Below are 11,669 nucleotides of genomic sequence, written 5' to 3' on the forward strand. Positions count from 1 at the left end.
CAGCGCCGATGGTACTGCAGGGGGGACCCTGTGGGAGAGTAGGACACCGCCGGACTCAACGTAGCAACACACACAATGGCCACCCCAACGGGTGGCCATTGTGCGTTAACCACCACCCCCGGCGCCCCGCCCGGTGGCCACCAACAGCGACGCCCCCGCCCCATCCACCCCGCAGCGCACATCCAGCAGCGGTCGTGGCCAACTCAGGAGATCCAGCCGGGCCGTGCCGGGCATCCGCACCAATGCCGCACTAACCCGCGGCGGCCGTCTACTGCGGGCAACAGATGTCCTGAGTTAGCCACACACACACGGGCCCTGGCGCGAGGGCGAGCACCCCTGCACCAACGACAGAGGGCCACCCGCGCGAGGGGGCCTGCCGTCGCTAAGCGAGGGTGAGTAGGCCCGTTCCGGGTGCAGTCATGCGGGGTGCGGGACCGGCGGCTGCTAGTTGATGGGGAGGAGGTTGCCGGCGGGGACGGGCTCGCCGTTGAGGATGTCGAGGGTCCAGCCGGCACGGTCATGGACGACCACGTTGAGGGAGGCGTTCCTGATCGTGTCGACGGGCTTCTCGAGCGCCTGCATCAGCGTCAGTCGGATCAGTGTTCCGTGGCTGACAACGATGATGCGGGCACCCGGGTGGTTGCGGGCCAGCAGCTGCAGGGCCTCGACTCCGCGGTCGGCGACACTGGCCTCGGTTTCGGCGCCGTGGAAGCCGCCGATTCCGGTGGGGCCGCCGGGGACGCGGAGCGCGTCCAGCTCGGGGCCTGCGCCCAGTCCCTCGGCGGGACCGTAGTTGCGCTCGACGATCCCTGGGATGCGACCGGTGACGGTCAGGCCGAGGCCCCGGGCGATGAGATCGGCCGTCTCGGCTGCGCGGCTGAGCGGTGAGGAGACGACGAAGTCCCACTCCTGTGCGGCCAGGTGGCCGACGGCATCCGCTGCCTGGCCACGCCCGGTGTCATTGAGCGGGATGTCGGAGTGGCCCTGGATGCGCAGAGCGGCATTCCAGTCGGTCTGGCCGTGGCGGATCAGGGCGAAGGTAGTTGTGGAACTCACCGTTCTATTCTGCCTCGGGCTGAGGTCGGGAGATGAATCGGGTCTCGACCGGGTCGAACATCGGGCGGATCGACTTTTGGAGCAGAGCGCGGTGGCTCAGGTGACCGGGGACGACGCGAAAAGCACGTGCTTGCTCGCCACCAGGTCTGCTGCGTCGTAGATGCGGGCGAGGTCGAGGCCCGCGGCCCGGGCGCCACGCTCTTCGGGCTCACTCTGCGGGGCCATCCGCCCGAGCATCACGCCGCCGAGGGCGCGCACGGCGCAGGCCGCGATGACGCCTTCCGGGGTACCGCCGATTCCCATCGAGAGGTCGATCGCGGCATCCGCCGATGCGGCGGCGATGGCCGTGGAGACGTCACCCTCGGCCGTGCGGAGCACGCGTGCTCCGGCGCACCCGAGTTCGCGGATGAGTTCGACGTGGCGCGGTTTGTCGAGCACAGCGACGGTGAGCGCGGTCTCGGGGATGCCGCTGGCGAGCGAGAACGCACGGAGGTTGCGGGTGGCGGAGGCGTGCAGGTCGAGCACGCCGTGACCGGCTGGGCCTGAGATGAGCTTCTCCATGTAGAAGACACCGGCGGGATCGAACATCGTGCCTCGGGGGGAGATGGCGATCACGCACACCGCCCCGGGCAGGTTCCGGGCGACGAGGGTCGTGCCGTCGAGCGGGTCGACTGCGATGTCGCAGTCCGGTCCGTTCCCCGTGCCGAGCTGCTCCCCGTTGGCAAGCATGGGGGCCTGGTCCTTCTCGCCCTCGCCTATCACCACGGTTCCGCGAAAAGGCGCGGTCAGGAGAACGGCACGCATGGCGGCGACGGCCGCCTGGTCGGCGTTGATCTTGTCGCCGCGACCCACCCAGGGCAGTGTGGCGCGTGCCGCCGCCTCGGTCGACGCGCGCACGGCGGCGACCAGCCCGGCCGGCCAGCCCTCGGCTCCGATCACGGTGGATTCGGCCAGAGGAGCGAACGGGCGGTGCTGCGGCATGGGCTACCTCTTGCTGGGACGGCGGTCTTGTGACCGGCAGCTGAAAGCCTACTCGCGTGCCCGGGGCGGGCACTCGTGCGGGCGACAGCGCGGGCGACAGCGCGGGCGACTCAGGGGGCGACTCAGCGGGCGGGTACCGGTGCGTGGGCTAAGCGAGCAGCTCACGGATGTCGGCGGCCGTCAGGGCGGTCCCGCGCGCGGCGCCATCCGTCATCACGCTCTCGAAGAGGCGGGCCTTCGTGGCCTTGAGGGCCATCACCTTTTCCTCGATCGTGTCCCGGGAGACCAGGCGGTAGACGAAGACGTTCTTCGTCTGGCCGATCCGGTGCATGCGGTCCACGGCCTGCGCCTCGGTGGCCGGGTTCCACCACGGGTCGAGCAGGATGGCGTAGTCGGCCTCGGTCAGGTTCAGGCCGAATCCGCCGGCCTTGAGGCTGATCAGGAAGACCGAATTGTCGCCGGCCTTGAAGCTCTCGATCACCTGCGCCCGGTTGCGGGTCTTGCCGTCGAGGTAGGAATAGCTGATGCCCGCGGCGTCGAGGCGTGCGCGGGCCTTGCCCAGGTACTTTGTGAACTGGCTGAAAATGAGGGTGCGATGCCCGCCGGCGACGACGTCCTCCAGCAGTTCGAGGAGCACGTCGAGCTTGGTCGACGGGATGTCGTCGTACTTCGTGTCGTAGAGGCTGGCATCGAGGCTGAGTTGGCGCAGCATGGTGAGCGAGCGGAAGATCTCGAAACGGTTGGAGTTCATGTCGTCGATCAGGCCGAGCACCTTCTGCCGTTCCCGCTGCAGGTGGGTGTCGTAGACCGCGCGGTGCTTCGGGTGCAGCGTGAGCTCAAGCACCTGTTCCTGCTTGGTGGGCAGGTCGCCGGCCACCTGCTCCTTCGTGCGGCGCAGCATGAACGGGCGGATGCGGCGGCGCAGCTGGTCGAGCCGGTCGCCGTCGGCATCCTTCTCGATCGGTTTCTGGTAGTAGTCGCCGAAGCGGCCTGGGCTGGGGAACAGTCCCGGTGCCGTGATTGAGAGCAGCGACCAGAACTCCATCAGGTTGTTCTCCAGCGGCGTGCCCGTGATCGCGAGCTTGAACGGGGTGGCCAGGCGGCGGGCGCACTGGTGGGCGCGGGACTTGCGGTTCTTGACGAACTGGGCTTCGTCGAGCAGCAGCCCGGACCAGGCCAGGGCCTCGTAGTCGCCGAAGTCCAGCCGGAATAGCGTGTACGAGGTGACGACGACGTCCGCGCTGGCGTGCAGCGAGGCCAGAGTGCTGCTGCGCTTGCCGGCGGTCTCGGTGATCGCGGCCACCCGCAGGCCGGGCGCGAATCGGGCGCACTCGGCCGCCCAGTTGGAGACCACGCTGGTGGGTGCCACGACCAGGAACGGCGCACTCTGCCCCGGCTGCTCCCGCACGCGTTCCATCAGGGCGATGGCCTGCAGGGTCTTGCCGAGGCCCATGTCGTCGGCGAGGATGCCTCCCAGTTGATGGTCGTAGAGAAAGCTCACCCACTCGAAACCGGCCTGCTGATAGCCGCGCAGGGTGGCGTCGACCCCGGCCGGCAGCGGTTGTTCCGGAATTTGGGCGACGTCGGTGAGCCCTGACACGGTGTCGCGCCACGCGGCCGCCTGGCCGGCGACGACCCCGAGGGACTGCAGCTCCTCCCAGAGGTCGGCCTGGAACGGGCTGATCCCCAGGGACTCGGCGCCGGCGTCCTGCAGCCCTCGGGCCTCCTCGATCAGCCGGCGGAGCGTGTGCAGTTCGGGGCGGTCTAGATTGAACCAGGTGCCGCTGGGCAGGATCATCAGCTGCTGACCGACCGCCAGGGCCCGGAACAGGCTGTCGAACGGGATCTCCTCGCCGTCGATGCTGACGGCCACCTGCAGGTCGAACCAGTCCCGGTCATCCGGGCGTTCGGTGGTGCCCACGGTGATCACCGGCGCCTCGTCGGCCTGGCGGTAGTCGGGGGCATCGCCGGCGACCAGCACGGTGACATGGTCTGCGGCCGCCAGGGTCGGCACCACGGAGTCGAGGAAGCCGAGCATGGCGGTGCCGGCCAAGGTGGCGCGCTCGATCAGTACCGGCAGGCCGCTCTGCTGCCCTACCAGGGCCGGCACGGAGGTGAGGAGCGCCTGCACGTCGTGCAGGATCTGTCCCTCCCGGGTGCCGTCGCGAAACCTGTCATCGTCCGGCACCGGGCGGAGTGGCTGGTGGTATTCCGGGTAGTGCCACACCCAGTGCAGGGTGATGCGGGCATCCATCTGGTGCGTGACGGTCAGGGCCAGCACGGGCTGCGGGGTCTCGGGCAGGGCGAACGACTCGTCCCGGCTGGTCACGGTGACCCGGTGTCGAAGGAACGGGTAGAACTCGGCCAGGAAGTCGGCCTCGTCCGCGCCGGGCACCGCGATGGTGTCGGAGGCCGCCATGGCCCGCAGCTCCCGGCTGATCTCGCCCGACAGCGGGGCGAGGGTGATCTGCGGGGAATCGCTGCCGGACTGGCCCGCCCAGGTGTAGACGCCGTGCGCGGGGTTGCCGATGAACCCGAACGTGCCGCGCGCCTGCGGCTCGTCGCCCAGCAGCAGGACGGGGCGCAGCGTGAGGCCGTCGGACACACGACGGATGTCCAGCTCGAGGCACGCAGGAACGGGCGAGACGAGCACGGGATCCTGCTGCGCCGTGGCGGAGACCAGAGGGAGCCCGGCGTTCGCCGCGTCGTCGAGCAGGTCCCAGAGCGCTCGGTCGGGGAAAGCGTCGACCGGAATCCACTGGGTGGAGGTGGCGTAGTACGGGCGGGCCGCGAACTGCAGCGCGTAGAGCGCCGAGAGCACCCGCAGCTGGCCGCGGTCGAGCGACCCGTCGGTGGTCAGGTTCTCCCAGGTGACGCTGCCCCGGATCCACTTGCCCTGCTTGCCCATCATCACGGGCCGCGCCGCCAGCCGGCGCAGCCCCGGCTGACTGGCGAAACGCCCGTGCTCGGGAGCGAGAAGTTGGAACTGGAGGGCGAGGCGGGTGTCTGCGGACGGCGCGGAATCCGGTCGCGCCAGAGGAGCCAGCGTACTTCGCCACGCTGCCCGTGCGGAGAACCCGGCGGTGCCGACGGCCGACCCGGGCTCGCGGCCCAGGGCGGTGGCGGGGGCACCCGGCACTCCGCCGAGGCTGCGGCCCACGGCGCCGCCCTGGCTCGCGATCAGCAGCGCGGCGACATGCTTGCAGTTGCGCTTCATCGGGCAGGTGCAGACGCCGGATGCCCGCACCGCGGCGCCGGCGGAATCAAGGGTGAACGAGACGGTCACCGAATAGGGCGTCGGGTGAGAACCGCGCACCATGCCGAAGAGCTGGGTGTTCGAGCCGAACCAGGTCTCGGCATCAACGTGGCCGTTGCGGGCGTAGCGTTCGCCGCGTGAGAACGCCTGGCTGCCCACAAGGAGCGCGATGTCGTGGGAGCTGAACGTGTGGGCCATGGCGGGAACCATTCTTCCATGCCCCAGCCCGGCCGGCCGTGCCCGGCCGGGCGCATCAGGGGGCTACTCGACGTGCCCGTGTTCCTTCGAGGACCCCTTCGTCAACGTCTTTCCCTGGAAGAAGGCAGGGTTGACGCTGCGCTGGATCAGCATCAGCACGAGGCCGCCGATGAACAGCACCATCGCGAGGATGAACACGAGCCCGACCCCGCCGATGTTCGATCCGCTGCCGTAGTCGGGGTTCATGCTGTCGTAGAGAGTGGTTGCGAAGATGACCAGCAGGATGACCCCGCCGATCAGCGGCGCCAGGAGTTTGAGCAGGATGGCCCGGGGCCCGTTCAGCGAGTCGCGGAAATACCAGACGCAGGCAAACGCGGTGACCCCGTAGTAGAAGCAGATCATCATGCCCAGGGTCAGGATCGTGTCGGTGAGCACATCGGTGCTGAGCACGCGCATGATCGCGTAGAAGCCCCAGGCCACGATTCCTGCCATTACGGTGGCGAAGGCCGGGGACTTGTAGCGCGGGCTGATTGAGGCGAACCGCTTCGGGAACGCTTTGTAGTGGCCCATCGATAGCATGGTGCGTGCCGGCCCGACGAAGGTCGACTGCAGCGACGCGGCCGAGCTGGACAACACGGCCAGCGACATCAGGATGGCGAAGGGACCCATCACCGGTCCGGCGAGGGCGGCGAACACGTTGCCCTGGATCTCCTCATTGCCGAGTCCGAATTCGCCGGCGCCGATGCCGGAGAACATCAGGGCGGCGGCCGCCACGAGGATGTAGAGCGCGAAGATGATGCCCACGGTCAACGTCGCCGCACGCCCGGGGGTTGTCTTCGGGTTCTTGGTCTCCTCGTTCATGGTCAGGGTGACGTCCCAGCCCCAGAAGATGAAGATCGAGAGCGAGACCCCGGCCGCGAAGGCCGAGAACGAAGGGGCGAGGAACGGGTTGAACCAGTCGGCGCTGAACGCGAGGGCATCGAAGGCGGTGCCTTCTACGACCCGCAGCAGGGCGGCGACGCTGAACCAGACCAGCACGATCAGCTGGAAGGCCACGAGCACGTACTGCACGGCCTTCGTGGTCTCCATGCCGCGGTACGAGACATAACAGGCCGCCACCATGAACACCAGACAGGTGAGCACGTTGATCACAACATTGTTCGTCAGGTCGGCGAGGCTCGGGTTGCCGAGAAGCTGGGCGAGCATCAGATAGAAGAAGTCGACGGCGACTCCGGCGAGGTTGGAGAGCACGACCACCGTCGCGACGATCAGACCCCAGCCGCCCATCCAGCCGAGCCACGGCCCGAAGGCGCGGGTGGCCCACGTGAAGGAGGTGCCGGCATCCGGCATGGCGTTGTTGAGCTCGCGGTAGCCGAGCGCCACCAGCAGCATGGGGATGAACCCGACCAGGAAGATGCCCGGCATCTGGGTGCCGACGGCCGCGACCGTCGGGCCGAGGGAGGCCGTCAGGGTGTACGCCGGCGCGATGCACGAGATGCCGATGACCGTGGCGCCGAGAAGCCCGATGGAGCCAGCGCTGAGGCCCTTCTCGGAAAGGCCGCCGGTGAGGGTGGAGGTGCCGGGCGTGGAGCCCGAGGAGGGATGTTGGCTAGTCATGGACTGTCCTTAGGGTCAGTGCGGCTTACGGGCGTCAGTGCCGGTGGGGACCACGATGAGGGGAACGGGGAGCGCGTGCAGCATGCGGTGTGCGGTGATGCCGAGGAAAATCGTGGTGGGCTGAGCCAGCCGGCTGGAGCCGACGAAGGCGATTTCGAACGGCTGCCAGTCGAGGGCCTCGACGGCGGCCTCGACGGTGTGCCCGGACGCGACCTCGGTGGTGATGGTGCCGCGCGCCTTCGACCGACTCTGGAAGTACTCCAGGACGCCGTCGAGGTGGGCCTGGCTCTCGCTCTCGTCGACCGGGTGCCGACGACCGGCGTCGACCTCCACGAGCGTGACGAAACGCAGGTCGACCGTGAGGTCCGCCGAGAAGGCCACCAGTGAGTCGAGCAGCGTCTTCCAGCCCGGCCGGGTGCCGATGGCGCAGGTGATCCGGGTCAGCTGTGCGGGAGCCTTGTAGCCGCGGGGCGCGAGGGCGACGGGCGCCGGCGAGGCGTGCAGGAGCGCGTTGGCCACGCTGCCGATCGTGAATCGGTTCATCAGGCCGCGGCGTGAGGCCCCGACGACGATGCGGTCCGAGTCGAACGCGCGAGCGGCCTGGAGCAGCCCTTCCGTGGTGGAGTCGGCGTAGAAGAGATGCGTGGAGGCGACCACGTCATCGGGAACCAGGGCCTTGCCCTGTTCCAGCCATTCGAGGGCCTGCTCCTCGAGCAGAGCCTGGTAGTCGGGGGAGGTGGAAGCACCGACCCGGGCCGGGACGGTGGATGAATGATGCGGAAGCACAAGACACAGACGCAGCTCGGAGCGGGTCAGGCGCGCCAGCGCGACACCCAGCTCGACGGTGTCATTGCCCCGTTCGGTCGCTTCGTATGCGATGACGTAGTTGGCTACTCGGGTCACGCTGGTTTCTCCCTCGGTTCGCGACGGGTGTCGCACTCAGTGGTCATAGTGCTGTGGATTATGGGCGGGCTGGTCATGTTCATGGTCATGCTCGGCGTGCTCGCCCGGCGCACAGTGCGCCGGGCTGCGTTCCACGTCGAGCGACGGATTGCGGTCGAAGAAGCCGACCGGCTTGAGCCAGAACGACACGGTGTCGACCGGCATGATCGGCCACTCTTCCGGTCGGGTGATGTGGTGGATACCGAAGACGTACCAGAGCACGATATCGGCGTTCCGCACCGGCCGGCGAGCCTGGATCCACTCGGGCAGGCCGTGGTCGACCGCGCTCTGGTTGACGAACTCGCCGCACGGCCAGCGTTCGGACTCGTCGTTCGGGGTGACCCAGACCGTGTGCCCGATCACCTGGGCGCGTTGGAGGGCAGGCGCCGCCTGGTCGAAGAAGGACGGGATGGCTCCGCCGGGCACCAGCTTGTAGGACACGGGGGTGCCGAGGCCGTTGAGCGAGTTCTCGTTCACGACCTTCCAGGCCCGTTGGGTGTCCCAGTTGTAGTCGTCGAACCCCTCGGTCTCGATCGGGGTGTTCAGCTGGGTGATCGCGAGGCCGAGCGGGTTTGCGGCGCTGATCGGCTCGGCCTGCGTCTCGGTGCGGAACACCGTGTTCTCGCGGCCGTCGACGTCGAGGTCCATCCGGGCCACGATGAAGTGCTGGTGGAACGGCGCGTAGGTGCGCGTGTCGACCAGGGTTCCGTTGGGGTGCGGCTGGCCCTCGTCGAGGTGCGTCACCACCATGATCCCGGTGGCGCGCACCTCGCATTCCATGTTGCCGTCCTGGTAGAAGCGCCAATAGACGAGGTACTCGTAGTTCGCTACCGTGACGTGGAAGGACACGACGAGCCGGCGCATCCGGCGCACCTCGGCACTGCCGTTGTGGTCGACGTGCTTCCAGAGCACCGCGTTGTCTTCCTCGTGGATGCAGAACGCGTTCGGGATGCTGTACGGCTCGCCCTTGCTGTTGTGCAGCACGGCATCGAGGTAGCGGATTTCGCCGAGGCAGTCGCAGCCGAGCTCGAGCGAGGTGGTCATGAAGCCGAGGCCCCACTCGCCGATGTCGAAGGCGGTGCGACGGAAATGGTCGACGCTGGGGTCGCGGTAGGGCACGACCATCTCCGCGAACGACAACCGGTTGGCGATGGGCCGCACCCGGCCGCCGTCCCGGTAGCCCACGGTATGCAGGGTCATGCCCTCGCGGTAGTTGAAGCCCACCCGGAGCGACCAGTTCTGCCACTCGATCAGGTTGCCGTCGAGCGTGAAGCTCGGGCCGTCGGGCTGCCCGATGTCGAGCGGGGTGAGCGGCGGGCGCGGGCTTCGATCCCGGATGCGCCGGGGCACCAGGTGCGGCACGTATTCGCCCATTCCCGCCGGCGGTTCGACCGTGAACGAGTCCTCCACCTCGAGCAGTTCCATGGTGTTGACGTCGAGCACGAAGTGCAGGCCGCTGACCGGTCCCGCATAGGGGTTGGCGTCGGTGGACGCCCGGACCCAGACGTCTGACCAGCCCAGGCGGCGGCCGCGATACCGGTCGGGGATTACCGCGTCGCCGTAGGTCCAGGTGTCGATGAAGACCAGGTCGAGGTCGGTGATGCCCCGGCGGGCGAGAGTGGCGATCACATCGGGGTGGGCGCGAAGGGCGGCGTCGGCTTCCTCCCACTCGTCGACGGTGAAGTTCGCCTGCATCCCCGGCACCGTTTCCCACTCGAGCAGGGCGTCGGTCGTGAGCGAGACGACGCCCACCCAGGTGGTGTTCTCGGCGCGGTGGAGCACTACCAGCCGTGCGCGTCGGTCGGGAACCGCGCTGGTAGCTGTGAACTCGGCGACGGCGCTCCGGGGCGGCTCGACCAGCTCGATCGAGGTGAACCGCCACCCGTCGGCGACGCCGCGCTCGCGGGCGAGGATGGCGACGGCGGAGGTGAACTCAGCGGCGGAGAGCGGGTCGAGCGGGTGGAAAGTCATCGAGGGGCCTCTGTTCTCGTTGGCGGTGGTCGAGCCTGGCGGTGGTCGAGCCTGTCGGGACCCGTGTTTATTCCAGCGCGCTCATCACGTGCTTGATCCGGGTGTAGTCCTCGACGCCGTACATCGACAGGTCTTTGCCGTATCCGGACTGCTTGAAACCGCCGTGTGGCATCTCGGCGGTCAGCAGGAGATGGGTGTTGATCCACACCGCGCCGAAGTCGAGGTCGCGGGAGACCCGCATGGCCGTGGCGTGGTCGAGGGTCCACACGCTGGAGGCGAGCGCGTAGTTGACATCGTTCGCGAGCGTGACCGCGTGCTCCTCCGACGTGAAGGGCTGCACCGTGATCACCGGGCCGAACGTTTCCTCCTGCACGATCGCGTCCGTTTGGCGCACCTGAGTGACGACTGTGGGCTCGAAAAAGAAGCCCTCGGTGCCGACCTGGTGTCCGCCGGTGGCAATGACAGCGTGGTCGGGCAGGGCCGCGACCTTGCGCGAGACGTCGCCGAAATGGTTGACGTTGTTGAGCGGCCCGAAGTAGTTGTCGGCGTCGTCGGCCGACCCGGTAGTGCGGCTGCGGGCCTCGGCGACGAGTGCGTCGACGAACTCGTCATGGATGGACTCGTGCACGAGCACTCGCGTGATGGCCGTGCAGTCCTGCCCGGCGTTATAGAAGGAGAAGTCGGCGATGGCGGCGGCGGTCACGCTGACGTCGACGCCGGCGAAGACCAGGGCCGGCGCCTTGCCGCCGAGCTCGAGATGGGCCCGCTTGAGCGTCTTCGCGGCGCCGGCGGCGACGGCCATACCGGCCCGCACGCTGCCAGTGATCGAGACCAGGCCGGGTACCGGATGCTCGACGATCGCGGCCCCGGTGCCGCCGTTGCCGAGCACGATGTTGATCACGCCGTCGGGGAGGATGCCCTGGCTGATCCGGGCGAGTTCGAGGGTCGACTCCGGGGTGGTGTCGCTGGGCTTGAGCACGAGGGTGTTGCCGGCCGCCAGCGCGGGGCCGATCTTCCAGATGGCCATCAGGAAGGGGAAGTTCCACGGGGTGACCTGCCCGACCACGCCGATCGGTTCGCGGCGTACCCAGGAGGTCATGCCGGGCAGATATTCACCGGCGGACTTGCCCTCGAGCAGTCGGGCGGCACCGGCGAAGAAGCGCAGCTGATCGGCGCCGGCCGCGACCTCGTCAACGGCGATCGTGGCGCGAGGTTGGCCCGTGTTGCGGTGCTGGGCCTCCACGATGGCGTCGCTCTCGGCATCGATCGCGTCGGCGAGGCGCAGCAGCGCGCGCTGCCGCTCGGCGGGAGTGGTGCGGCCCCAGGTGCGGAAGGCGGTCTTCGCGGCGGTCATCGCGTCGTCGACGTCGGCCGCGGTGGAGACCGGGGCCCGGGCAACCCGGCGTCCCGTTGTGGGATCGACGATGTCGAGCAGCTCGGTGCCGGAGGGAGTGACAAAGCGGCCGTTGATGAAGTTTTTAAGGGTGGGGGTGGCCACGGGCCTGATCCTCTGCGCTGAGTGTAGAAACGGGTCTTTTGTTCGGTAAGTATGGCATCCGACAGAGGAATTCGGATACCCAGACGAAAACTGGGTCGTGATGGGGCTGCCGCCGTAGCACCGCCGAGTTGTCTCCGGACCGCTGGCGCG

Annotated in this window: 7 protein-coding genes; all 7 read right to left on the reverse strand. The window is 68.5% G+C overall.

Features of this window, described 5'->3' with window-relative positions; translation table 11 throughout:
* Positions 1-444: 444 nt before the first annotated feature.
* Positions 445-1,056 (reverse strand): histidine phosphatase family protein, encoded by a 612-nt coding sequence (locus E3N94_RS07040; RefSeq protein WP_134419862.1) that lies wholly within the window; start codon positions 1,054-1,056, stop codon positions 445-447.
* Positions 1,057-1,152: 96 nt separating this feature from the next.
* Positions 1,153-2,037, reverse strand: coding sequence for a fructose-bisphosphatase class II family protein (locus tag E3N94_RS07045; protein WP_134419860.1), 885 nt, complete (start codon positions 2,035-2,037; stop codon positions 1,153-1,155).
* Positions 2,038-2,185: 148 nt separating this feature from the next.
* A complete protein-coding gene (locus tag E3N94_RS07050; RefSeq protein WP_166785337.1) occupies positions 2,186-5,491 on the reverse strand; it encodes a DEAD/DEAH box helicase in 3,306 nt (1,101 codons plus the stop codon).
* Positions 5,492-5,554: 63 nt separating this feature from the next.
* Positions 5,555-7,108, reverse strand: a complete 1,554-nt coding sequence (locus tag E3N94_RS07055) for an APC family permease (protein ID WP_134419856.1) — start codon at positions 7,106-7,108, stop codon at positions 5,555-5,557.
* A gap of 15 nt (positions 7,109-7,123) precedes the next feature.
* Entirely contained in the window at positions 7,124-8,011 is an 888-nt protein-coding gene (locus E3N94_RS07060) for a universal stress protein (RefSeq protein ID WP_241976927.1), read from the reverse strand.
* 36 nt (positions 8,012-8,047) lie between these two features.
* Entirely contained in the window at positions 8,048-10,021 is a 1,974-nt protein-coding gene (locus E3N94_RS07065) for a primary-amine oxidase (protein WP_134343197.1), read from the reverse strand.
* Between the two features lie 67 nt (positions 10,022-10,088).
* Positions 10,089-11,528, reverse strand: coding sequence for an aminobutyraldehyde dehydrogenase (locus E3N94_RS07070; RefSeq protein WP_198416264.1), 1,440 nt, complete (start codon positions 11,526-11,528; stop codon positions 10,089-10,091).
* Positions 11,529-11,669 lie beyond the last annotated feature (141 nt).

This window comes from Cryobacterium sp. Sr3 (assembly GCF_004402835.1).
Classification (GTDB): Bacteria; Actinomycetota; Actinomycetes; order Actinomycetales; family Microbacteriaceae; genus Cryobacterium; species Cryobacterium sandaracinum.